We start from the raw sequence: 23,148 nt of genomic DNA, 5'->3' as shown, positions 1-23,148 counted from the left end.
ATGGGCTGATTGTCACCCGCCGTGCATGACAACTCAGACGTCGGCCAATACCCGCAGGTGGGTGGCCACGCTGCGCGCCAGTGCGCTCAGGGCATAACCGCCCTCCAGGCAAGAGACGATGCGCCCCTTGCTGTGGCGCTTGGCCGCGTCGACCAGGCGGCGGGTGATCCACTCGTAGTCGGCCTCGACCAGGCCGAGCTGCCCCAGGTCATCTTCACGGTGGGCATCAAAGCCGGCGGAGATGAAGATCATCTCGGGCTTGAACTGCTCCAGCCGGGGCATCCAGTTGGCTTCGATCAGCTCGCGGATCTCGCCGCCCCGCGTGTACGCCGGGATCGGCAGGTTCAGCATGTTGGTGCCCAGCGGCACGCCACCCGAGTACGGGTAAAGCTGATCCTGGAAGAAGCTGACCATCAGGATGCGGTCGTCGCCCGCGATGATGTCTTCGGTGCCATTGCCGTGGTGCACGTCGAAGTCGACGATGGCGACACGCTTGAGGCCACGCACATCCACGGCGTGCCGCGCCGCGATGGCCACGTTGTTGAAGAAGCAGAAGCCCATGGTCTGCGACCGCGTGGCGTGGTGGCCGGGCGGGCGAATGGCGCAGAAGGCGTTTTCAGCACGGCCATCGATCACGGCGTCAGTTGCGGCCACGGCCGCACCGGCGGCGCGCAGGGCCGCGCGCCAGGTGTGCGGGCAGACCATCGTGTCGGGGTCGAGGGCGCGGTGCTCACCGGTGGCTTCGGCCTGCTGCATGAACTCGGCCAGCTCCAGCAAGTAGCTTTCGGAGTGGGCCAGCATCAGGTCGCTGTGCTGGGCCAGCGGGGCCTCCACACGCGTCAGGGCCACATCAAGGCCGGTGGCCAGGAGGTGGTCTTCGATGGCGTCCAGCCGCTGCGGACATTCGGGGTGCCCTGCACCCATTTCGTGGGCGCGGCAATCGGGGTGTGAATAGTAGGCCGTGGTCATGGGTTCATGCCGGGCAGTCGGCATTTGTCTCCGGAATCTGAGCTATCGTGCCCCTCATCATGAGCCAACAGCTGCAACATCGATTGACTCAACTCAAGAGTCAGATTAGCACGATCATCGTCGGCAAGCCGACGCAGATCGAGGACAGCATCGCCTGCCTGCTGGCTGGCGGGCACTTGCTGATCGAAGACTTGCCCGGGGTCGGCAAGACCACCCTGGCCCAGGCGCTGGCGGTGTCGCTGGGCCTGCACTTTTCGCGCGTGCAATTCACGGCCGATCTGATGCCCAGCGACCTGGTGGGTGTCAGTGTTTTCGAGCGCCAGAAAGACGCCTTCGTCTTCCACCCGGGCCCGGTGTTCGCGCAGGTGCTGCTGGCTGACGAGATCAACCGCGCCGGGCCCAAAACCCAGAGTGCGCTGCTGGAAGCGATGGAAGAGCAGCAGGTGTCAGTGGACGGCCGCACCCGCCGCCTGCCCAAGCCCTTCTTCGTGATCGCCACGCAGAACCCGAGCGAACAGCTGGGCACCTACCCGCTGCCCGAAAGCCAGCTCGACCGCTTCCTGATGTGCATCAGCCTGGGCTACCCCGATCAGCGCTCGGAGCGCGAGTTGTTGAGCGGCATTGATCGCCGCAGCGCGGTGGCGGCCCTGAAGCCGGTGATGACGCCTGACGAGCTGATCGCCGCCATGGACGCGGTGCGCCAGGTGCATGTCTCCGAGCCCTTGCTCGACTACCTGCAGGCCCTGATTGCGGCCACCCGCAACGGCCGCTGGTTCTCGGCTGGTCTGTCGCCGCGTGCCGGCATTGCCGTGCTGCGCCTGGCCCGCGCCCGCGCCTTGCTGCAAGGCCGCGACCACGTCGTGCCCGAAGACCTGCAACTGCTGCTGCCCCAGGCCATTGCGCACCGGCTGGTGCCGGTGGCGGGTGCCGGCCGCGGGCGCCGCGAACAGGTGCGCGCCATGATCGAAGCCGTGCCGCTGCCTTGAGCGCGCCGGTGCCATCAACCGATCGCCGCCCACGCTGATGCCCGGTGTCTTTGCTTCGGTGAGCCTGCGGCTGCGCCAGTGGTTGCTGTCAAGGCGCAAGCCGGTGGACAGCTGGACGCTGACCCAGCGCAACATCTACATCGTGCCGACACGCGCAGGCCTGGCGTTTTGCCTGACCGTGCTGCTGCTGCTGATTGCGTCGATCAACTACCAGCTCAACCTGGGCTACGCCCTGACCTTCCTCCTGGCGGGCAGCGCGCTGGCCTCGATGCACATGACGCATGCCAGCCTGCGCGGACTGACGCTGCATGTGCGGCCCCCTGCCCCCGCGTTCGCCGGTGACGACGCCGCGCTCGAAATCATCGTCACCAACCCCGGCGCGGCGCGGCACGGCGTGGGCCTGGCCATCGAGCCCGTTGACCACAACCCGCCGGCGTTTGCCTGGGCCGACATCACCGCGCAGGGCCAGTCCAGCGTGCACGTAGCCATCAGCACCTCGCGCCGTGGCCGACACGCCCTGCCCGCCCTCCGCGCTGAAAGCCGGTTTCCGTTTGGCCTGTTCCGGGCCTGGAGCGTGTGGTTGCCCGCCGGCCAGGTGTGGGTGTGGCCAGCCCAGGAAACACCGCCGCCGCCCCTGCCTGAAGCCGAGCCCGTGGCCGGCAACCAGCGCAGCCGCAACGAGCAGAACCGCAGCGAGTTTGATGGCGTGCGCGCCTGGCGCCGCGGCGACAGCCTGCGCCAGGTGGTGTGGAAAAAGGTGGCGCACACCGGTGAGATGGTCAGCCGCGACAGCACCGAGGGCGCGGGCCACCACCTATGGCTGAGTTGGGCGCAAACGCGGCAAGCCGACACCGAAGGCCGCCTGTCACGCCTGTGCAGCTGGGTGCTGCAGGCAGAAGCCAAGGAGCTGGCCTGGGGCCTGCGCCTGCCGGGCCAGGCCCTGGAAGTTGGCCATGGCAGCGCCCACCGCGACGCCGCCCTGCAGGCCCTGGCGGAATGGGACTGATGGCCAACCCATCCAGCACCACCCGCGACCAGCGCGACACCTGGTTCATGCTGGCCCTGATCGGCTGGACTGAGCTGCCGCACCTGCTGCGCATCTCGCCCTGGGTCAGCGCGTTGTGCGTGGCCGTGCTGGGCTGGCGCGCCTGGCTGGCCTGGCGCCAGGCACCGCTGCCCGGCCGCGCCACGCTCATCACGGTGCTGGTGCTGGCCGCCGGGCTGACCGTGTGGACCGAGCGCACCCTGGTGGGCAAGGACGCCGGCGTGACGCTGCTGGTGCTGCTGATGACCCTCAAGACGCTGGAGCTGCGGGCCCGGCGCGACGCCCTGGTGGTGTTTTTCCTCGGCTTCTTCCTGGTGCTGACGCAGTTTCTCTATTCGCAGTCGCTGCTGACGGCCGTGGCGATGACGGTGTCGGTCTGGGGCTGGCTCACCGCCCTGACACTCGCCCACATGCCGGCAGGCCGCCCGACGCTGCGCTCGGTGGCCGTGCTCGCCGGCAAGGCTGCGCTGTGGGGCACACCGGTGATGGTGGCCCTGTTCCTGCTGTTTCCGCGCATCGGGCCGCTGTGGGCGATGCCCGACGGCGGCGCGCGCACGGGCCTGGGCGGCGAATTGCGCCTGGGCGACATCACCGAACTGGCGACGGACGACAGCATCGCACTGCGCCTGCGGTTCCCGGACGGCGTGGTACCCCGGCAAGACCAGCTCTACTTGCGTGGCCCGGTGTTGAGCGAGTACGACGGCGAGCGCTGGACTGCCCAGCCGCGGATGCGCGGCGCCTACGCCGAAGCGCCGGCCGGCACACAACCCATCCGCTGGGACATGACGCTGGAGCCGATGCGGGTGGCCTGGCTACCCATGCTGGAAGCGACCATGACCCGGCCGACCAGCACGCCGCCGGTGGACGATCTGCCGGACCACCCGGACGACGCCGGCCAATGGCGCCTGCGTGCTCCTCTGGCCAACCGGGTGCGCATGTCGGGCGAAGCCTGGCCCAACCTCAGCCGTGATCGCGACCTGCCGCTGCTGCAACAGCGGCGTCTGGTGAACCTGCCGCCCGGCCAGCACCAGCGCACCATGGCCTGGGCCGCCGCCTTGCGCAATCGCCCGGGCATGCAGGAAGCCGACGCCGACACCCTGGTGCGTGAGGTCCTCAGCCACATCCGCCGCGAACCCTACAGCTATACCCTGCAGCCGGGTGCGGCGCGGGGCGACGCGATCGACGACTTCTGGCTGGACCGCCGCAGCGGCTTCTGCGAGCACTACGCGGTGGCCATGGTCATCATCCTGCGGGCGATGGACGTGCCGGCACGCATCGTCACCGGCTACCAGGGCAGCGACGCCCAGCCGGTGGACGGCTGGTGGGTGGTGCGCCAGAGCCACGCACATGCCTGGGTGGAGTACTGGCAAGCCGGCATCGGCTGGGTACGCACCGACCCCACCGCCGCCGTGGCACCGGAGCGGGTTCAACGCGGCCAGGCCTTGCAAGCCCCGGCCGGCGCCATGGCCGGCGCGTTTGATGCGATGAGCCCCGGTCTGCGCGGGCAGCTGCGGCGCTTCTTCGAGCGCCTCGACAACCAGTGGAACCAGAGCGTGCTGGGCTACGGCCGCCAGCAACAGTTCAACCTGCTGGACGCGCTGGGCTTCGAGAAGCCCGACTGGGCGGCGCTGGCCCGTGTGCTCGTCGGCTTGATGTCGGTGGCCGCGCTGGCAGGCGCCAGCTGGGCCTGGCTGGACGCCCGCCGCATGAGCCCCTGGCAGCGCCAGCAAACCCAACTTCGGCGGTGGTTGAAGCCCCTGGGCATCGAGGCGCAGGTGCATGAATCACCCGGAACGCTGGCACGGCGAGTTCGCGAACACCATGAGGCCCGGCATGGGCCCCAAGCCACCGAGCTGGCCAGCGCGCTGCAGGCCATCGAGACCGCGCGCTACGGCGGGCCGGCACGTCGCGACAGCACCACAGCGCTGTGGCGACGTGTGCGCCATGCCAGTCGGGCGCTCGGGGCGTCCGTCAAGCGCCGACCATAATCCGCCGCATGCTGCGCGCCCTTCTGATGTCACCTTCTTCCCCGTCCTTGCGGTCCGCCGCGTTGGCCTCGTGCTGTGTGCTGGCCGCCGCAGCCCTGCTGTGCCAACCCGCCGTAGCTGCACCCGCGGCAACCACCACAGCCGGCAGCACCAAGGCGAGCAAGCCCAAGAAGCACACCAAGGTCGCCAAATTCAGCAATGCGGCAAGTGAAAAGGTGCTGCGCGACGATGGCCCAGAGGTCTACACCTACGGCCGACGCGAAGATGTGACCGCCTTCGCCAAGGAGGTGTCGGCAGCGCACGGGCTCGACCCGGTCTGGGTGTCAGAACAGCTGGCGCAAGCCCGGTTCCAGCCGGCCGTTGCTCGCCTGGTGATGCCGCCGCCGGCAGGCACCGCCAAGAACTGGGCGGCCTACCGCGCACGCATGGTGGACGCCCAGCGCGTGCGCGACGGGCTGCGCTGGTGGCAAGACAACGAGGCCGCGCTGCAGCGGGCCGAGGCGCGCTACGGCGTGCCTGCCGCCATGGTGGTCGCCATCGTCGGGGTGGAAACCTACTACGGGCGCATCAAGGGCAACTTCAAGGTGATCGATGCGCTCAGCACACTGAGCTTCGACTTTCCCAAGGGCCGCTCTGACCGCACCGCGTTTTACCGCGACGAGCTCGCGGCCTTTCTGCGCTGGTGCGCCGCGGAAAAGCGCGACCCGCAGCAGGTGAAGGGCTCGTACGCCGGCGCCATCGGACTGCCGCAATTCATGCCCAGCAGCATCCTGAAATACGCGATCGACTTCGACGGCGATGGCCGCATCGACCTCGACAGCCACGGCGCCGATGTGGTCGGCAGCGTGGCGCATTACTTCGCGGAATTCGGCTGGGAACGCCAGCAACCCACGCACTTCGGTGTGGCGGCCCCGGTGCAGGCCGGTGACCGCGCGACGCTGCTGGCCCCCGACATCGTGCCGAGTTTCACCGCCCAGCAGATGGCCGATCGCGGCGCCGTGCTCGACGAGGCCGGCAGCCGCTACACCGGCCCGCTGGCGCTGGTCGAATTGCAGAACGGCGACGCCGCGCCCAGCTATGTGGCCGGCACCCGCAACTTCTACGTCGTCACCCGCTACAACTGGTCGAGCTATTACGCCATGTCGGTGATCGAGCTGGCGCGCAGCATCCGCCAATTGCGTCCGCCCGAGGCGGCACCTGCCTCAGCCCCCCAACCCGGCTGAGGAGCCGACTTCAGGCCGCGTCCTACAATGGCACCACTCCAGTCTGAAATCACGCCAAGGACCATGTCCCGTCTGCCGGATCTCGCCGAACGCGTCGACCGCCTTGTGCTCCGTCACGAGGAACTCGCACGCACCAACGACCTGCTGAGCGAGCAGGTCAAGGCGCTCACCGCTGAGCGCGACAGCCTGAAATCACGGCTGGGTGCTGCCCGCGCCCGCGTGGATGCCCTGCTGGAACGCCTGCCCGCCGATGCCGGGCCGATTCCGGTGGCACCGGCCCCGGGGAACGTGACCGAATGAAGCAGCTTGAAGTGACGATCCTCGGCCAGAGCTACCTGCTGGCCTGCCCGGACGGCGGTGAAGCCCAGTTGCAGGCGGCCGTGAGCCTGGTGGACCACGAGATGAGCACCATCCGTGACGCAGGCAAGGTGCGCGCCCGCGAACGCATGGCCGTGCTCGCCGCACTGAACCTGGCCTACCAGCTGGCAGAACGACCCAACGCCCGCGCTGCAGAGCGCCCGGCGGCCCCCGAAAACACCGCCGCACGCAGCCTGGATGACTCAGCCATCAGCGCGGAAGACGCCTTGATGGTCGAGTACCTGATCGAGCGCATCGACCACTCGCTGGGCGACGACGGCCGCCTGCTCTGAGGCAACCGCAGATACTGGCGTCTTCAAGCAGCGCCTGATCTGCCCAATTGCGCACTGATTGCCCGGCTGAATTTGCTGACCCGACAGGTGTCGTGGACAAACAAGGCGCCTAGAATTGGCACTGTCCGTCGCAATCGCGTGGGTTCTATATTTCCTTGAACCGATGCTCTCGCGAGCCTGGGCTTGGAACATTGCTTGGCTGGTGTGAGCGTCTCGCGTCAGATGAACCCGAAGCCTTGCTGACCTCGCCCACCTGAATCCCCTGGGTTCAGGAATGCGGCCCACGGTATGCGACGGACACCCCCCCTTCCTCAACCGCCAGTTCGCTGGCCTGCCGAACTGCCCGCTCGCCAACGCCCACCTGGCTGGCCGCGCCCGGCAGCACTGATCTGGCGTTGCCCCACTCCACCCACCATGGCCCAGTACTGGCTGATGAAGAGCGAGCCGGACGAGGCGTCCATCGACCACCTCGCCGCCGCGCCCGATCAAACCCTGCCATGGACCGGTGTGCGCAACTACCAGGCGCGCAACTTCATGCGTGACGCCATGCAGCCCGGCGACGGCGTGCTGTTCTATCACTCGTCCTGCCCGCAACCCGGCGTGGCGGGTCTGGCGGAGGTGGTGGGCCCTTACGCGCCAGACGCCACCCAGTTCGACCCGGCCAGTCCGTACTTCGACCCCAAGTCACCCGCAGACAAGCCCCGGTGGGGCCACGTCAGCGTGAAGTTCGTGCGCAAGACCGCCCTGCTGCCCTTGGCGACAATGCGCACCGAGCCCACGCTCGCCAGCCTGCAATTGCTGAAACCCGGCAGCCGCCTCTCCATCACCCCGGTCACGCCGGAAGAGTGGCAGGCCGTGCTGGACCTGCTTGAACCCTGACCCCGGATTTTTCATGGACTTCTTCACCTGGCCCCTGGTGGCTGAACTGTTGCTGCTGGGCCTGGGCACCGGCTTTCTCGCAGGGTTGCTGGGCATCGGCGGCGGCATGCTCATGGTGCCGTTCCTGACGCTCATCCTCAGCCACCGCGGCGTGCCCGCCGACATGTCGGTGAAGATGGCGATTGCCACCTCCATGGCCACGATCCTGTTCACCTCGCTGTCCAGCGTGCGGGCGCACCACAAGCGCGGCGCCGTGCGCTGGGAGCTTGTACGCGGCATGGCGCCGGGCATCGTGCTGGGGGGCCTGCTGGCTGGCGCAGGCGCCTTCGCGATGCTGAAGGGCCAGGTGCTGGCCGGCGTGTTCGGGCTCTTCGTGAGCTTCTCCGCCACCCAGATGCTGCGCAACAAGAAGCCGGCCCCGAGCCGCCAGATGCCCGGCATGGCGGGGCAAACCGCAGCGGGCACGGGCATCGGTTTTCTGTCGGGCCTGGTGGGCGCGGGTGGCGGCTTCGTCAGCGTGCCGTTCATGACCTGGTGCAACGTGCCCATCCACAACGCGGTGGCTACCAGCGCGGCGCTGGGCTTCCCGATCGCCCTGGCGAATACCGTGGGTTATGTGGTGGGTGGCTGGAATCTGCCCAGCGCGCTGCCGGGCGCCGTCGGCTTTCTGTATCTGCCCGCACTGGCCGTGATCGCCACCGCGAGCGTGACCATGGCCCCGCTTGGCGCGCGCACGGCCCATGCGATGGACGTGGGGCAACTGAAGAAGGCCTTCGCCCTGCTGCTGTACGGCCTGGCCACCTACATGCTGTGGAAGGCGTTTGCGCAGTGAGCGGCGCCGTGACAACACCTGATGTGATGGTGATTGGCGCCGGCGCGGCTGGCCTGTTCTGTGCCGCGCAGGCCGGGCAGCTCGGCTTGAAGGTGGTGCTGATCGACCATGCACCCAAGCTGGCGGAGAAGATCCGCATCTCGGGCGGCGGCCGCTGCAACTTCACCAACCGCGAGGCCACACCGGCCAACTACGTCTCCGAGAACCCGCACTTCGCGCGCTCGGCACTCGCCCGCTATCCGTCGTCGGAGTTCATCGCACTGGTGCAGCGGTACGGCATCGCCTTCCATGAGAAGCACAAGGGTCAGCTGTTCTGCGACGACTCCGCCGAGCAGATCATCCGCATGCTGCTGACCGAGTGCGAGCGCGGCGGCGTTGAGCGCTGGCAGCCTTGCAGCGTGTCCGATGTTCAATCCGATGAGGCCGGCGGCTGGCGCCTGCAGACCGATCGCGGCGTCGTCCATACGCCGCAGCTGGTGATCGCCACCGGTGGCCTGCCCGTGCCGAAGATCGGCGCCACCGATTTTGGGCTGAAGCTGGCCGAGCGCCTCGGGCACCGCCTGGTGGCTCCGCGCACGGCGCTGGTGCCTCTGACCTTCGCAGCCAACGACTGGGCGCCGTTCGTGCCCATGGCCGGCATTGCCATGCCCGTGTGCATCAGCACCCGCACGCCCACGGGCGGCAAGGGCAAGAAGGCCTTTGTCGAGACACAGTTCTTCGAGGACCTGCTGTTCACCCACCGCGGCCTCAGCGGCCCGGCCGTGCTGCAGATCTCGAGTTTCTGGCGCCCCGGCCACGCCATCACCATCGACCTGCTGCCCGGCACCGACGTGCTGGAGCACCTGCTGAAGGCCAAGCAGCAATCGCGGCGCCATCTCGGCAATGAACTGGCAGGCCTGCTGACCCAACGCCTGGCCGATGCCTGGCTGCAGATGCTGGGCGTGGACGGCACCCAGGCGATGCCGCAGGTGCCCGATGCGCAGTTGCGCCGGATCGCTGAAAGCCTGCAAGCCTGGTCGCTGACCCCGGCGGGCACCGAAGGCTGGAACAAGGCCGAAGTGATGGCGGGCGGCGTGGACACGCGCGACCTGAGCTCGCAGACCATGGCCAGCAAGCACCACCCGAGCCTGTATTTCATCGGTGAAGTGGTGGACGTGACCGGCTGGCTCGGGGGCTACAACTTCCAGTGGGCCTGGGCCAGCGCCGTCGCTTGTGCACAGGCTTTGAAGCAATCTCAGCAAGACACGCTATCCAAACCCTGAATTTCAGGCTAGAATCGCTGTCTTTGCTGGCAAAACCGCGTGTCGATCCAGCCCCGGGCATCCGGAAACTACCCGGCGCCGGACACCGAGCGCATTCATATCCCGAAGGATTCTTCGCTACATGACCACTATCCGCGTCAAGGAAAACGAGCCGTTTGATGTCGCACTGCGTCGCTTCAAGCGCACCATTGAAAAGCTGGGTCTGCTGACCGAACTGCGCGCACGCGAGTTCTACGAAAAGCCGACCGCTGAGCGCAAGCGCAAGAAGGCAGCCGCCGTCAAGCGCCACTACAAGCGCGTGCGCAGCATGCAGCTGCCCAAGAAGCTGTACTGATCAGCGACTGCTTCGGCAGTCACCCCAAAAAAACCCGCACGGGACGCCGTGGCGGGTTTTTTTACGTCTGGCGCTCGGCCGAATGCGCCATCTGCGCCAACATCGCGTCGGCCGCCGCCTGCAGCGCCTCCAGCAAGGCGGGCCGCAAGGGGTGCGGGCTGCGCGTGGTCGGCAACACCGCAGCCACATGGAACGGAATCGACACCGTCAGGGGCCGCAAGTGCAGACCTGTCCCCTGCAGCGCAATCGCCGTCAACGGGTTGACGATGGCCACGCCCAGGCCCTGCTGCACCAGCGCGCACACCGACACCGCACTCGGCGTTTCCAGCGCCAGTTGCCGCTGCACACCCGCTTGCGCAAACACCGCGTCAATCTGCTGCCGATACGGGTCGGTAGCGGCCAGGCTGATGAAGGTCTGCCCTTCGAAGTCCGCCGGGCTCAACCGGGTGCGACCAAGCAACGCATGCCCGGCCGGCAGCACCGCCACCTCGTCGGCCACCAGCAGCCGCTGCAGCTCACAACCGACTGGCGCCTCACGCCGCTCCGTCAGCCCCAGATCGAACCGCTGCTCGCTGAGCGCTGCTTCCAGCGCTGGCGATTCCTGCGGCGTGATGGCCACGCTGGCCTGGGGTGACGTGGCCAGCAACAAGCGCAGGGCCTGCGGCAGCAGCGCCTGGGTAAGCGCCGGCAGGCTGAGCACCTGCAGTCGCCCCTGAGGCGACTGGCGCAGCGACAGCGCCGTGGCCGCGATGCGCTCCAAGCCCACGTAAGACAGCTCCACCTCTTCCAGCAAGGCGAGCGCGCGCGGCGTGGGCACCAGCCGGCCGCGCACCCGCTCGAACAACTGCATGCCCAGCACCTGCTCCAGCCGGGCCAGCTCCCGGCTGATCGTGGGCTGCGAGGTGTGCAGCCATTGCGCCGCCTGTGTGACCTGCCCGCTGCGCATGACTGCCCGGAACACCTCGATGTGACGATGGCTCAGTTGCATATCAACTCAGTGGCATATCAAAAATGAATGGATGGACCAAATAAAAGTATTTTTCAGAATACACCGAAAGCACGATGATGTGCCCATGAACCCGTTCAACGACGCCCTCCTCCGCTCCCTGGCCCAGCAACACGGCACCCCGCTGTGGGTGTATGACGCCGCGACCATTCGCCAGCGCATCGCCGACCTGAAGGCCTTCGACACCATCCGCTTCGCCCAGAAGGCGAACTCGAACACGCACCTGCTGCGGCTGATGCGCGAAGAAGGTGTGGTCGTGGATGCCGTCTCGCGGGGCGAAATCGAACGTGCACTGGCCGCCGGCTACACCGCTGCCCCCAATGCCCAGGGCGCGTCCGGCATCGTCTTCACGGCCGACCTGTTCGACGCGGCCACGCTGGAGACGGTGGTTCAGCACCAGATTCCGGTCAATGCCGGCTCCATCGACATGCTGGAGCAACTCGGCCAGCGCTCACCCGGCCACCGGGTGTGGCTGCGCATCAACCCGGGCTTCGGCCACGGCCACAGCAACAAGACCAACACCGGCGGCGAGCACAGCAAGCACGGCATCTGGCACACCGACCTGGCCCTGGCGCTGGCGGCGGTGCAACGCCACGGCCTGCACCTGGTGGGCCTGCACATGCACATCGGCTCCGGCGTGGACTACAGCCACCTGCAGCAGGTGTGCGCGGCCATGGTCGACCTGGTCAAGCGCGCAGGCGTGTCGGTGGAGGCCATCTCCGCGGGCGGCGGTCTGTCGATTCCCTACCGCGAAGGCGACGACCGCATCGACACTGACCACTACTTCAGCCTCTGGGACGCCGCCCGCCGCGAGGTGGCCAGCCACCTCGGCACCAAGGTGCATCTGGAACTGGAGCCGGGCCGCTACCTGGTCGCCGAAAGCGGCGTGCTGCTGACCGAAGTGCGCGCCACCAAGCACATGGGCAACAACCGTTTCGTGCTGGTCGATGCCGGCTTCTCGGACCTGATGCGCCCGTCGATGTACGGCAGCTTCCACGGCATGAGCGTGATTGCCGCTGACGGCCAGCCGCGCGCCACCGTGCCCACCGTGGTGGCCGGCCCGCTGTGCGAATCGGGCGACGTGTTCACCCAGGGCGAAGGCGGCGTGGTGCTGACCCGCGACCTGCCTGAAGCACGGGTCGGCGACCTGCTGGTGCTGCACGATGCCGGGGCCTACGGCGCCTCGATGTCCTCGAACTACAACAGCCGTCCGCTGATCGCCGAGGTGCTGGTGGATGGCGACGCGCACCGCCTGATCCGCCGTCGCCAGACCATTGCCGAATTGCTGGCACTCGAAGCGCTCTGATTCACAGGACAATCGGGGCACACTGACCATCGAGTTTGTCCAGAGGAATTGTCATGACCCTGAAAGAGCGCATCACCGAAGACATGAAGGCCGCGATGCGGGCCAAGGAAGCCGACCGTCTGTCCACCATTCGCCTGCTGCTGGCTGCGTGCAAGCAGAAGGAAGTGGACGAGCGTGTGGAGCTGGACGACGCCATGGTCATCGGCCTGGTCGACAAGCTGATCAAGCAGCGCAAGGACTCGGTGACGGCCTACACCCAGGCCAACCGCATGGATCTGGCCGACAAGGAAAGCGCCGAGATCGTCGTGCTGCAGGCCTATCTGCCGGTGCGTCTGAGCCCGGAGGAAATCACCGCGGCTGTGGGCGCCATCGTCACCGAGCTGGGCGCCACCGGCCCGGGCGACATGGGCAAGGTGATGGGTGCGGTCAAGACGCAACTGGCCGGCAAGGCCGACATGGGCCTGGTGTCAGCGGCGGTGAAAGCCGCCCTGACCCGCTGAGCGCAGCGCCATCATGAGCAGCACTTCCCTGCCCCTGAACCCCATCGCCGCGGACGTGTGCGTGGCCCCGCAACTGCCGCCCGAGGCCATGGCCGAGCTGGCCGCGCTGGGCTTTCGCAGCGTCATCAACAACCGGCCTGACTTCGAAGGTGGCCCAGACCAGCCCACCAGCGCCGCTGTCGAAGCTGCTGCACTGGCGGCCGGCCTGCAGTACCGGCACCTGCCGGTGGCCGGCGGTTACCAGTCGCCTGAAGAGATCGCCGCGTTCGCGCAGCTGATGGCGGAGCTGCCTCGCCCGGTGCTGTGTTTCTGCCGCTCCGGCGCACGTTCCACGCGGCTCTACATGCAGGCCGGCGCGCTGTGAAGCGTCGCTGAATCAGCCTCGGTGTTTTCCCGCAAGCCTGAGCAATTTCAGGCTGATTTCAGGCCTCGATCAGTACATTGATCCCCGACCGTCGCCCATGTCGTGCCTTCGTGCGCGCCAGGGTGCCGGTCGGACCCAATCACGTGCTGGCCGGCCATCGCAGCCTTCAGCACGGCACTCCAAGGAGACAAGCCATGTTGCATGGTGACAAGAGGGGCGTCGCATGAAAGCCCTGATCCCGTTTGCCCTGTTCATCGACAAGCTGAACGACCGTGTCGGTCGGTTTGCCGAGTGGGCCATCTTCCTGTCCTGCTTCGTCAGCGCAGGCAACGCCCTGATCCGCTACGGCTTCAGCATCGGCTCGAACGCCTGGCTGGAAGTGCAGTGGTACATGTTCGGCGCTGCCGTGATGTTCGGTGCCTCGCAGGTGCTGCGGCTGAATGAGCACGTGCGCGTCGACCTGATGTACGCGCGCTATTCCACCCGCGTGAAGGTGTACGTCGACCTGTTCGGCACGCTCTTCTTCCTGGTGCCGGTGTGCGTGGCCATGATCTATTACTCAGGCCCGCTGTTCATCAGCAAGTTTGTGAGCGGCGAGGTGTCGCAGAGCGCTGGCGGCCTGGTGCGCTGGCCGATCTTCCTGACCATGCCAGTCGGTTTCGCCCTGATCCTGCTTCAGGGCATCTCCGAGATGATCAAGCGCGCCGCCTGGCTGCGCAATGAATACGACATGGACACGCATTACGAGAGGCCTCTGCAATGAGCATGGAACAATTTCCCCCGCTGATGTTCGCGGGGCTGATCCTGGTGATGCTCATCGGGTTCCCGGTCGCGTTTTCACTGGCTGCACTGGGCCTGGGCTGCGGCGCATTCGCCATCTGGATGGGCTGGTTCCCGGCGGCCTTCATGGGCAACCTGCCGCTGAACGTGTTCAGCATCCTGTCGAACGACCTGCTGCTGGCCATTCCGTTCTTCACGCTGATGGGCGCCATCCTCGAGAAGTGCGGCCTGGCTGAGGACATGCTTGATTCGATGGGCCAGCTCTTCGGTCCGGTGCGTGGTGGCCTCGGCTACTCGGTCATCCTTGTCGGTTTCATCCTCGGCGCGATCACCGGCACGGTGGCGGGCCAGGTGATCGCCATGGCGATGATCTCGCTGCCGGTGATGATGCGCTACGGCTACAACATGCGCTACGCCACGGGCGTGCTGGCGGCCTCGGGCACCATCACGCAGTTGGTGCCGCCGTCACTGGTGCTGGTGGTGCTGGCTGACCAGCTCGGCCGGCCGGTGGGCGACATGTACAAGGGTGCGTGGGGTCCGTCGATCCTGCAGATCATCCTGTTCGCGCTCTACACGTTCATGCTGACGCGCCTGAAGCCGGACTTCCTGCCTGGCATTCCGAAGGAAGCGCGCACCCTGAGTGGCTGGCCGCTGGTGCAGAAGTGCCTGCGCGGCATCATCCCGTCAGCCGTGCTGATCTTCCTGGTGCTGGGCAGCATGGGTGGCTTGCCGGGTATCGACACCGCCGTGTGCACGCCGACCGAAGCCGGCGCCATGGGTGCGGTGGGTGCCCTGGTGCTGGCCGCCATGCACGGGCGCCTGAACTGGGAGCTGATCAAGGGCACGATGATGGGCACGATGCGCATCACCGCGATGGTGGTGTTCATCCTGATCGGCTCACGGGTGTTCTCGCTGGTGTTCCAGGGCGTGGAAGGCGGCAAGTGGATCGAACACCTGCTCTCCGACCTGCCAGGCGGCCAGATCGGCTTCCTGATCGCGGTGAACGTGTTCATCTTCTTCCTCGCGTTCTTCCTCGACTTCTTCGAGATCGCCTTCATCATCATCCCGTTCCTCGCGCCGGTGGCCGACAAGATGGGCATCGACCTGGTCTGGTTCGGCGTGATGATCTGCGTGAACATGCAGACCAGCTTCATGCACCCGCCCTTCGGCTTTGCGCTGTTCTATCTGCGTGGCATCGCCGACTCGCTGTTCAAGACGGGCGCCATTCCGCGCAAGGTCGAATCGCGTGACATCTACCTGGGCGCGATCCCCTGGGTGATCATGCAGCTGGTGCTGGTGGGTGCGGTCATCGCCTTCCCTGACACGGTGACGATGTTCATCGAGAAGGAGAAGCCGGTGGACGTGGAAGCCGCTGACCAGATGCTGCGCAGCATCGGCAACGAGCAGACCAAGAGCGCGACGCCGGACAGCACGCGCGACAACTCGATGGACGTGTTCAACGTGGCCCCGCCGGCCTCGGCTCCGAACTGATCACGCCCTGACCTGACCAAGGTGGGCCACGCCCACCCCAGGAACCCCGCCATGGCTGCCATGCGCGGGGTTTTTCATGCCTGAACGGCAGGCACAAAAAAGCCCCGCACATGACAAGCATGGCGGGGCTGGGTGCCGTGCACTGCAGCCTTGCGGGCCGCAGTGCAGGAAGCTGATTACAGCTTCTGGCTTTGCATGAAGTCGTCGAAGCCGGCTTCTGCGAAGCGGAACCACAGGTTCTGCTCCGAACGGAAGCGGGCGTAGTCGTCGTACACCTTCTTCCAGTTCGGGTTCTTGGCCGAGATTTCGCTGTACAGCGCCATCGATTCCTTGAAGGCTGCGTCCATCACGTCCTTCGGGAAGCGGAACAGCTTGGTGCCGCTGCCCACCAGCTGGCGCAGGGCCGCCGGGTTGCGGGCGTCGTACTTGGCCTGCATGTCGACGTGGGCGTATGCGGAAGCCGCATCAACGATGGCCTTGTACTCGGCCGACAGACCTTCGTAGGCCTTGCTGTTGATGAAGAAGTCCAGCTGAGGACCACCTTCCCACCAGCCCGGGTAGCCGTAGTTCGGAGCGACCTTGTTGAAGCCGAGCTTCTGGTCGTCGTACGGGCCCACCCATTCAGCGGCGTCGATCGTGCCCTTTTCCAGCGATTGGTAGATTTCGCCGCCAGGGATGTTCTGCGGCACACCGCCCAGACGCTCGATGACCTTGCCGGCGAAGCCGCCCACGCGGAACTTCAGGCCCTTCATGTCGGCCATCGACTGCACCGGCTTGCGGTACCAGCCACCCATCTGGGCGCCGGTATTGCCGCCCAGGAAGTTGACGATGTTGTACTGCTTGTAGAACTCGCGCATCAGCTTCAGGCCGTTGCCTTCCAGCATCCAGGCGGTCATCTGACGGCTGTTCAGGCCGAAAGGAATGGCGCAGCCCAGTGCGAAGGTTTCGTCCTTGCCGAAGAAGTAGTAAGGCGCGGTGTGCGCCATTTCCACGGTGCCGTTCTGCACGCCGTCGACCACGCCGAACGGAGGCATCAGTTCGCCACCGGCGTGTACCGAGATCTGGAACTTGCCGCCCGTCATTTCGCTGACCTTCTTCGCGAACACGTCAGACGCGCCGAAGATGGTGTCTAGCGACTTGGGAAAGCTGGAAGCCAGACGCCAACGGACGTTGGCCTGCGCATGCACCACCGCGGGGGCGGCACCTGCAGCCAGCACGCCGGCCAAGCCGGCGCTGCGAACAAAGGAACGACGTTCCATGAAGAGTCTCCTGTCTCGTTAGAGAAGCGATATTGACATTGGCGCAGCTGATTCTAGGAGCCGCTTGGCGCCCCCCGCCGGGTACTAACCCGTGCGGAGAATGGCAAGCAGCAGATCACCGCGTTCCAGGTCGCAGGATGCGCCGTGAAGCTAAAAACTGGCTGAAATTCGGGAAAGCCCCGAGGCCGTTCCGCCGCGCCGCCGGGGGCTTCAGTTGCCGGCGATCTTCATGCGCTCGAGCAGCACCGAGCCGATCGACTTGCCACCCAGCGTGTACACATCCGCACCGACCGCGACCACCTGCTTGAGCATCTCGCCCAGGTGGCCTGCGATGGTGATTTCATGCACCGGGAAGGCGATGCGGCCGTCCTCGACCCAGTAGCCCGAGGCACCGCGGGAATAGTCACCCGTCACGTAGTTCACGCCCTGGCCCATCAGTTCGGTGACGAACAGGCCGCGGTGCAGCTTGCGCAGCATTTCTTCCAGGTGATCACCCGGCTGGGTCAGGCGGCTGGTCAGACGCAGGTTCTGCGACCCGCCCGCATTGCCGGTGGTCTTCATGCCCAGCTTGCGCGCCGAGTAGCTCGACAGGAAATAGCCCTGCGTCACGCCGCCCTTCACCACCTGGCGAGCCCGTGTGACCACGCCTTCATCGTCGAAGGGCGCGCTGCCCTTGCCACGCGGCACGTGCGGGTCTTCCATCACGTCGATGTGATCGGACCAGACCTGCTTGCCCAGGGAGTCTTGCAGGAAGCTGGCCTGGCGGTACAAGGCGCCGCCGCTGGTGCCCTGCACATAGCCACCCAGCAGGCCGGCCGCCACGGTCGACTCGAACAACACCGGCACTTCGCAGGTCGCGATCTTGCGGCTCTTCAGGCGTGACAGCGCGCGCTCGGCGGCATACCGGCCGATCACCTCGGGCGAGGCCAGCTCCATCGCGTCACGCATCGAGCTGTACCAGTAGTCGCGCTGCATGTTCGCGCCCTTGCCGGCAATCGGCGACACCGCGATCGAGTGGCGCGAACTGGCATAACCACCACGGAAGCCGCGGCTGTTGCCAGCCCAGAACTGCGACTGCTGTGCCGACACCGAACCACCCTCGGAATTGGTGATGCGGCGGTCCACGCCCATCGCGGCGTCTTCCGCGCGGCGCGCCAGCGATACGGCCGCCTCGGCGGTCAAGTCCCAGGGATGGAACAGGTCAAGCTTGAGTGCCAGCGCTTCCGGGCCGGCCAGGTCTTCGGCGTCAGGCAGGCCGGCGGTAGGGTCTTCGGCGGTGAAGCGGGCGATGTCGAACGCGGCCTTCACCGTCTGCTCAAGGGCGGTCTGCGAAAAATCGGAGGTGCTGGCGTTGCCGCGGCGCTGGCCGACGTACACCGACACGCCGACCGACTTGTCGCGGTTGCGCTCGATGTTCTCGAGCTCGCCCTTGCGCACGGACACGCTCAGGCCGCTGCCTTCGGACACCTCCACACCGGCATCGCTGGCACCGACGTTCCGGGCCATGGCCAGCACGTCTTCGACGATTTGCTGGAATTGTGAGAGCTCGAAGGCGAAGCCCTGGGCAGCGGATGCGGTCATGAAATACTCGGCTGGAAAGAAACGCGGCCGGGCGCGGGTAACGCCGGCCGGGAGAATTGCGGGACAATCATAACGATCCCACGTTCACCGGCACAAACGCTCCCCTATCCATGCGCAACGCGCCCCCCTTCCCAGAAGCCTCCGACGACGACGACGGCCGGCCCAGCAAGTCCGCCCTGAAACGCCAATCCCACGAGCTGCAATCGCTCGGGGAAGCCTTGGTGGGGCTGCCGGCCAGCCGCACCGAGAGTCTCGACTTGTCCGAGAGCCTGCGCGACGCGCTGAAGGAATACCACCGCACGCGTTCTTTCGAAGGCAAGCGGCGCCAGATGCAGTACATCGGCAAGCTGATGCGCCACGTTGACCCGGAGCCCATCCGAGAAGCCGTGGATGCCTTCAAGCTCGGCAGCGCCAAAGACACCCTGGCCCTGCACGCGGCTGAACGCTGGCGCGAGGAACTGCTGGCCAGCGACGACGCCGTCACCCGCTGGATGAACGCCTTCCCGGCCACCGATGCCCAGCAGCTGCGCAGCCTCGCCCGCAGCGCCCGCAAGGACGCCAAGAACGAAGCGCCGGAAGCCCGCCATGGCCGCAGCTACCGCGAACTGTTCCAGCTGATCAAGGCCGCGCTGGCCGACGCACGCACCACCGACACCCCGATTGAAGACAGCGACGATGTCGACGAGTGATTTCGAATCCGTGCGCATCGGTGTGGTGTCGATCAGCGACCGCGCCTCCACCGGTGTCTACGAAGACAAAGGCATTCCGGCCCTGCAGGATTGGCTGGGCCGTGCCCTGCACAACCCGATCGCCTGGGAAACGCGGCTGATCCCTGACGATCAGGCCGGCATCAGCGCCACCCTGATCGAGCTGGTGGACGTGGCTGGCTGCGACCTGGTGCTGACCACTGGCGGCACCGGCCCGGCGCTGCGCGACGTGACACCCGAAGCGACCCTGGCCGTGGCTGACAAGGTGATGCCCGGGTTTGGCGAGCAGATGCGCGCCATCAGCCTGCATTTCGTGCCGACCGCGATCCTGTCGCGGCAGGTGGCGGTGATTCGTGGCAAAACGCTGATCATCAACCTGCCCGGCCAGCCCAAGTCGATCGCTGAAACCTTGCAGGGCCTGCCGCAGGCGACGCCCGCTGTGCCCGGCATCTTCGCTGCCGTGCCCTACTGCATCGACCTGCTGCACGGGCCCTACCTTGAAACCGTTGACACCGTGTGTGCGGCCTTCCGGCCAAAGTCGGCCCAACGCCCTGCCCGAACCTGAACGCCCATGCGACTGAACGCTCTCCGAACCCGTCCCCTCGTCCTTCCGGTGATGCTGGCACTTGCAGCCAGCCTGGCGCAAGCCGCACCCGCCCCGCAGGAACCGACGCTGGATTACACGGTGGAGAGCCGGGACACCCTGATCGGACTTGGCCAGGGCTTGCTCGTGTCGCCAGGCGCCTGGACCGAGGTGGCCAGGCTGAACGCCCTGCCCAACCCCAACCGGATTCAGCCGGGCCAGGTGCTCAAGGTGCCCACCCGCCTGCTGCGCTCGGCGCAAGTGCCGGCCAGGCTGGTGAGCGTTGAAGGCGATGTCCGCATCGACGACCAGGCCGCCAAGGTGGGCGACAACGTGCAGCCGGGTCAGCGCCTGAGCACGGCTGCCAGCAGCTCGGCGGTGCTGCAGCTGGGTGACGGCTCCCGCGTGCGGCTCTCGCCGGCCAGCGACACCCAGCTCGGCGAAAACCGCCGCTACCAGCTCAAGGCTGGCCAGGCGGGCAGCGTCGAGGAAGGCTTGTTTGCCAGCACGATGCGGCTGGTGAAGGGCTCGGTCGATGTGCTGGCCACCAAGGTCTTGCGTGCCAAGCCGCTGGAGGTGGTCACCCCCACCGCCGTGATCGGCGTGCGCGGCACCGAGTACCGCGTTCACACCGAGGCCGTGGCTGACGCCAGCACCCGCACCGAGGTGCTGGAGGGCCGGGTGCGGGCAGACAACACCAGCGCGGGCGCTGACGTGCCTGCCGGTCAGGGTGCGGCCCTGCGCCCCGGCTCGGCACCGGTGGTCGTGGCCCTGCAGGCGGCACCGAATTTGACGAGCCTGCCAGAGCGCTTCGAACGTCCGCTGATCCGTTTCGGCCTGGCTGGCGAAACCCTCCCGCTGCGCGTGCAAGTGGCGGCTGACGCCGGTTTTGAGCGCATCGTGCGCGACGAGCGCGTGGCGGCTGGCGGCGAGGCGCGCATCGCCGGGCTGCAGGACGGCCAATGGCACCTGCGTGTCCGTCGGGTCGACAACCTCGGCATCGAAGGCCTGAACGCCACCCGTGCGATCACGCTGAAGGCCCGGCCTGAACCACCGGCCAGCATCGCGCCACGCGCACAAGCCAAGTTCCCGGTCGGCGCCGTGGCGCTGGCCTGGGCAGAAAACACCGAGGCCGCCCAGTACCGGGTCGAAGTGGCGCGTGACGCCGCCTTCAGCCAGGTGGCCTGGCGCAGCGACGACGTGACCGGCGCCGGCACCTCTGTGCCGCTGACCGAGCCGGGCACCTACCACTGGCGCCTGGCCAGCGTGCGCGCTGGCGGCGACCGCGGCCCCTGGGGCGACGCGCAGAACTTCGAGCTGCGCCCCTTGCCCACCCCGCCACAAGGTGGCGTGCGCCGCGACGGCGGCATCGAGTTGAGCTGGAGCGGCCGCGCCGAAGACCGGCAGCAGGTGGAACTGGCGCTCGACCCCGAGTTCACCGAAGTGACGGCGAAGGCCGAGCTCACCAAGAGTTTCTGGTCACTGCCGAGCCCGGATCGCCCGGGCACCTATTACTTCCGCTACCGCTCGGTGGAGCCTGACGGTTTCGTCACGCCCTGGAGCAGCACGCTGAAGCTCGAAGTGCCGCGGGACTGGCGCTTCCTGTGGATCTTCTCGCCGGTGATCCTGCTGGCACTGTGAAGACGGGCGCCCTCACCGGGCGCCGCTGTCACTTGACCAAGCGATTGAGACGTTCAGCGTCGAACGTCTCGGTCGTACAGGCATCGTCCGGCACGCACTGCTGCGCAGGCAGCTCACGGCTGCCGGCCGACAGCTTCTCGATGGCCTGCCACAGCATGGCGATCTGGTGGTCATGCGACGACGCGTTGTCGATCAGGCCCTTCATGGCTTGCGCCACCGGGTCGTCGCCAGCGGTCACGCCGTAGGCCGAGAAGCCCATGCGGGCGGCGGCGGTTTCCCGCTCGGCGTCCTTTTCGGCATGGATGATGCGCGCCGGGTTGCCGACAGCGGTGGCGCCCGGGGGCACGGGCTTGGTCAGCACCGCACCTGAGCCCACGCGGGCACCCGCACCCACCGTGAAGCCGCCCAGCACCGCGGCATGCGCACCCACGATGACACCGGCTTCCAGCGTCGGGTGACGCTTGGCGCCCTTGACCAGCGACGTGCCGCCCAGCGTCACGCCCTGGTAGATGGTGCAGCCATCGCCCACTTCGGCCATTTCGCCGATGACCACGCCCATGCCGTGATCGATGAACACACGTCGGCCCATCGTGGCGCCCGGGTGGATCTCGATGCCGGTCAGGAACCGGCTGATGTGCGAGATGAAGCGCCCGGTCCAGTGAAAGCCGTGGCGCCAGCACCAGTTGGCGCGGCGATGCAGCACCAGCGCGTGCAGGCCGGGATAACAGGTCAGCACTTCCCAGGTCGAGCGCGCCGCAGGGTCGCGCTCAAGAATGCAGGCGATGTCTTCGCGCAATCTGGAGAACATGCAGGATTTCCGGGTTCGGGGGCCAAGGGGCCGCGCAGCTTCAGGCCGGGCGCGGCGGGCCGTCCAGTGTAGCGTCGGGGTGCCCGGCTTGCCCGGGCGTCAGCGGTTTGGCCTTGGGTGGCCGGGGTTGCTGAACCAGCCGGGCGATGCCCCGCAGGATCTGCACCTCTTCCACGCTCAGCCGCGCACGGTTGGCGAGTTGCTGCAAACGGGGCATCAGCTTGCGCGGCGCGGCCGGGTCAAGAAAGCCGATGCTGGTGAGCGCGCCTTCCCAATGGGTCAAGGCGCCCTGCACGGCCACGGCGTCGGCCAGCGTCACGTCTTCCGTGCGCGGCGCCACCGGAAACCCACCCAGCGCCTGCCGCCACTCATAGGCCAGCACCTGCACGGCCTGCGCCAGGTTCAACGAACCATACGCCGGATTGCTCGGGATGCTCAGGCAGGTGTGGCAGCGGTAGACGTCGTCATTCGACATGCCGTAGCGCTCGCAGCCGAACACGAAGGCCACGCGGTCACCCTGGCGGGCGAGCTGCTCGAAGTGCGGGCGCGGTGCCACGGTGGGCGGCCCGAAATCGCGTGGGGTCATGGCGGTGGCGCAGGCGTGCGTGACACCGTCGAGTGCTTCCGCCAGCGTGGGCACGATGCGGGCGCGGACCAGGATGTCGGCCGCACCGCTGGCCATGGCCACGGTTTCCTCGCGCGACAGCACATCAGCGAACCGCGGCGCCACCAGCACCAGGTCGGAAAAGCCCATCACCTTCATGGCACGCGCCACCGAGCCGACGTTGCCCGGATGGCTGGTGCCGATCAAGACAAAACGCGTCGAATCGTGACTTGGGTCCGCCGGCGCAGGCCCGGGCTGGTTTGAAGAAATCATCACAAATGGGGCGCGTCGCGCTAGAATGCAAGGTTACACGCGGTGTGCGCTAAGACCAGCATTGTGCCCGTGCCGCT

General features: G+C 67.0%; 24 protein-coding genes and 1 other RNA gene. 19 read left to right on the top strand and 6 right to left on the bottom strand.

Going from position 1 to position 23,148, the window contains the following annotated elements; translation table 11 throughout:
- Positions 1–33: 33 nt before the first annotated feature.
- The gene (locus AACH00_RS06310) at positions 34–969 is read right to left on the bottom strand and encodes a histone deacetylase family protein (protein WP_341398236.1); all 936 of its coding nucleotides are present in this window, start codon (positions 967–969) and stop codon (positions 34–36) included.
- Between the two features lie 59 nt (positions 970–1,028).
- On the opposite strand from AACH00_RS06310, the gene AACH00_RS06305 reads away from it, so the two are divergent.
- The 11 genes from AACH00_RS06305 (at position 1,029) to rpsU (ending at position 10,168) form a co-directional block, all read left to right on the top strand.
- A complete protein-coding gene (locus AACH00_RS06305; protein WP_341398235.1) occupies positions 1,029–1,955 on the top strand; it encodes an AAA family ATPase in 927 nt (308 codons plus the stop codon).
- A gap of 37 nt (positions 1,956–1,992) precedes the next feature.
- Positions 1,993–2,961 carry a DUF58 domain-containing protein gene (locus AACH00_RS06300; protein ID WP_341398234.1) on the top strand — a complete coding sequence of 323 codons (969 nt, stop codon included), beginning with the start codon at positions 1,993–1,995 and terminating at the stop codon, positions 2,959–2,961.
- Entirely contained in the window at positions 2,961–4,988 is a 2,028-nt protein-coding gene (locus tag AACH00_RS06295) for a transglutaminase TgpA family protein (protein ID WP_341398233.1), read from the top strand. Before AACH00_RS06300 ends, AACH00_RS06295 begins: the two co-directional genes overlap by 1 nt.
- 8 nt (positions 4,989–4,996) lie before the next feature.
- The gene (mltB, locus tag AACH00_RS06290) at positions 4,997–6,211 is read left to right on the top strand and encodes a lytic murein transglycosylase B (RefSeq protein WP_341398232.1); all 1,215 of its coding nucleotides are present in this window, start codon (positions 4,997–4,999) and stop codon (positions 6,209–6,211) included.
- Between the two features lie 63 nt (positions 6,212–6,274).
- Positions 6,275–6,511, top strand: coding sequence for a DUF904 domain-containing protein (locus AACH00_RS06285; RefSeq protein ID WP_341398231.1), 237 nt, complete (start codon positions 6,275–6,277; stop codon positions 6,509–6,511).
- A complete protein-coding gene (locus tag AACH00_RS06280) occupies positions 6,508–6,861 on the top strand; it encodes a cell division protein ZapA (protein ID WP_341398230.1) in 354 nt (117 codons plus the stop codon). Before AACH00_RS06285 ends, AACH00_RS06280 begins: the two co-directional genes overlap by 4 nt.
- A 121-nt stretch (positions 6,862–6,982) precedes the next feature.
- A non-coding RNA gene (gene ssrS, locus AACH00_RS06275) (6S RNA) lies at positions 6,983–7,163 on the top strand.
- Positions 7,164–7,275: 112 nt separating this feature from the next.
- Positions 7,276–7,740: an EVE domain-containing protein gene (locus AACH00_RS06270; RefSeq protein ID WP_341398229.1), complete on the top strand. Its 465-nt coding sequence runs from the start codon at positions 7,276–7,278 to the stop codon at positions 7,738–7,740.
- Between the two features lie 13 nt (positions 7,741–7,753).
- Entirely contained in the window at positions 7,754–8,572 is an 819-nt protein-coding gene (locus AACH00_RS06265; protein ID WP_341398228.1) for a sulfite exporter TauE/SafE family protein, read from the top strand.
- Between the two features lie 26 nt (positions 8,573–8,598).
- A complete protein-coding gene (locus AACH00_RS06260; RefSeq protein WP_423221910.1) occupies positions 8,599–9,834 on the top strand; it encodes a BaiN/RdsA family NAD(P)/FAD-dependent oxidoreductase in 1,236 nt (411 codons plus the stop codon).
- 121 nt (positions 9,835–9,955) lie between these two features.
- The gene (gene rpsU, locus AACH00_RS06255; protein ID WP_012346814.1) at positions 9,956–10,168 is read left to right on the top strand and encodes a 30S ribosomal protein S21; all 213 of its coding nucleotides are present in this window, start codon (positions 9,956–9,958) and stop codon (positions 10,166–10,168) included.
- A 61-nt stretch (positions 10,169–10,229) separates the two neighbouring features.
- Here rpsU and AACH00_RS06250 read toward each other — a convergent pair whose 3' ends face one another.
- Entirely contained in the window at positions 10,230–11,156 is a 927-nt protein-coding gene (locus tag AACH00_RS06250) for a LysR family transcriptional regulator (protein WP_341398226.1), read from the bottom strand.
- 85 nt (positions 11,157–11,241) lie between these two features.
- On the opposite strand from AACH00_RS06250, the gene lysA reads away from it, so the two are divergent.
- The 5 genes from lysA (at position 11,242) to AACH00_RS06225 (ending at position 15,615) form a co-directional block, all read left to right on the top strand.
- Complete coding sequence (gene lysA / locus AACH00_RS06245; RefSeq protein WP_341398225.1) at positions 11,242–12,480, top strand: diaminopimelate decarboxylase; 1,239 nt, start codon at positions 11,242–11,244, stop codon at positions 12,478–12,480.
- A gap of 53 nt (positions 12,481–12,533) precedes the next feature.
- Positions 12,534–12,980 carry a GatB/YqeY domain-containing protein gene (locus tag AACH00_RS06240; RefSeq protein ID WP_341398224.1) on the top strand — a complete coding sequence of 149 codons (447 nt, stop codon included), beginning with the start codon at positions 12,534–12,536 and terminating at the stop codon, positions 12,978–12,980.
- A 13-nt stretch (positions 12,981–12,993) separates the two neighbouring features.
- Positions 12,994–13,344 (top strand): protein tyrosine phosphatase family protein, encoded by a 351-nt coding sequence (locus tag AACH00_RS06235; protein WP_341398223.1) that lies wholly within the window; start codon positions 12,994–12,996, stop codon positions 13,342–13,344.
- Positions 13,345–13,567: 223 nt separating this feature from the next.
- Positions 13,568–14,107 carry a TRAP transporter small permease subunit gene (locus AACH00_RS06230; protein WP_341398222.1) on the top strand — a complete coding sequence of 180 codons (540 nt, stop codon included), beginning with the start codon at positions 13,568–13,570 and terminating at the stop codon, positions 14,105–14,107.
- The gene (locus AACH00_RS06225; RefSeq protein ID WP_341398221.1) at positions 14,104–15,615 is read left to right on the top strand and encodes a TRAP transporter large permease; all 1,512 of its coding nucleotides are present in this window, start codon (positions 14,104–14,106) and stop codon (positions 15,613–15,615) included. Before AACH00_RS06230 ends, AACH00_RS06225 begins: the two co-directional genes overlap by 4 nt.
- Positions 15,616–15,791: 176 nt before the next feature.
- Here the strand turns inward: AACH00_RS06225 and AACH00_RS06220 are convergent, their stop codons facing one another.
- Together AACH00_RS06220 and pmbA are read right to left on the bottom strand one after the other, a co-directional pair.
- Positions 15,792–16,874: a TRAP transporter substrate-binding protein gene (locus AACH00_RS06220; protein WP_341398220.1), complete on the bottom strand. Its 1,083-nt coding sequence runs from the start codon at positions 16,872–16,874 to the stop codon at positions 15,792–15,794.
- Between the two features lie 210 nt (positions 16,875–17,084).
- Positions 17,085–18,455, bottom strand: coding sequence for a metalloprotease PmbA (pmbA, locus tag AACH00_RS06215; protein WP_341398219.1), 1,371 nt, complete (start codon positions 18,453–18,455; stop codon positions 17,085–17,087).
- 110 nt (positions 18,456–18,565) lie between these two features.
- Here pmbA and yjgA point away from each other — a divergent pair, with 110 nt between their 5' ends.
- The 3 genes from yjgA to AACH00_RS06200 are packed head-to-tail and all read left to right on the top strand — an operon-like array spanning position 18,566 to position 21,386.
- Positions 18,566–19,144 carry a ribosome biogenesis factor YjgA gene (yjgA, locus tag AACH00_RS06210; RefSeq protein WP_341398218.1) on the top strand — a complete coding sequence of 193 codons (579 nt, stop codon included), beginning with the start codon at positions 18,566–18,568 and terminating at the stop codon, positions 19,142–19,144.
- Positions 19,131–19,727: a molybdopterin adenylyltransferase gene (gene mog / locus AACH00_RS06205; RefSeq protein ID WP_341398217.1), complete on the top strand. Its 597-nt coding sequence runs from the start codon at positions 19,131–19,133 to the stop codon at positions 19,725–19,727. Before yjgA ends, mog begins: the two co-directional genes overlap by 14 nt.
- A gap of 51 nt (positions 19,728–19,778) precedes the next feature.
- Positions 19,779–21,386: a FecR family protein gene (locus AACH00_RS06200; protein WP_341398215.1), complete on the top strand. Its 1,608-nt coding sequence runs from the start codon at positions 19,779–19,781 to the stop codon at positions 21,384–21,386.
- A 28-nt stretch (positions 21,387–21,414) separates the two neighbouring features.
- Here the strand turns inward: AACH00_RS06200 and cysE are convergent, their stop codons facing one another.
- The gene (gene cysE / locus AACH00_RS06195) at positions 21,415–22,194 is read right to left on the bottom strand and encodes a serine O-acetyltransferase (protein ID WP_341398214.1); all 780 of its coding nucleotides are present in this window, start codon (positions 22,192–22,194) and stop codon (positions 21,415–21,417) included.
- A gap of 40 nt (positions 22,195–22,234) precedes the next feature.
- Positions 22,235–23,071 carry an RNA methyltransferase gene (locus tag AACH00_RS06190; RefSeq protein WP_341398213.1) on the bottom strand — a complete coding sequence of 279 codons (837 nt, stop codon included), beginning with the start codon at positions 23,069–23,071 and terminating at the stop codon, positions 22,235–22,237.
- Positions 23,072–23,148 lie beyond the last annotated feature (77 nt).

This window comes from Ideonella margarita (genome assembly GCF_038066635.1).
GTDB lineage: Bacteria > Pseudomonadota > Gammaproteobacteria > Burkholderiales > Burkholderiaceae_C > Ideonella > Ideonella margarita.
The sequence above is the reverse complement of the archived record's forward strand: the minus strand, read 5'-3'. Positions and strand labels throughout refer to the sequence as shown.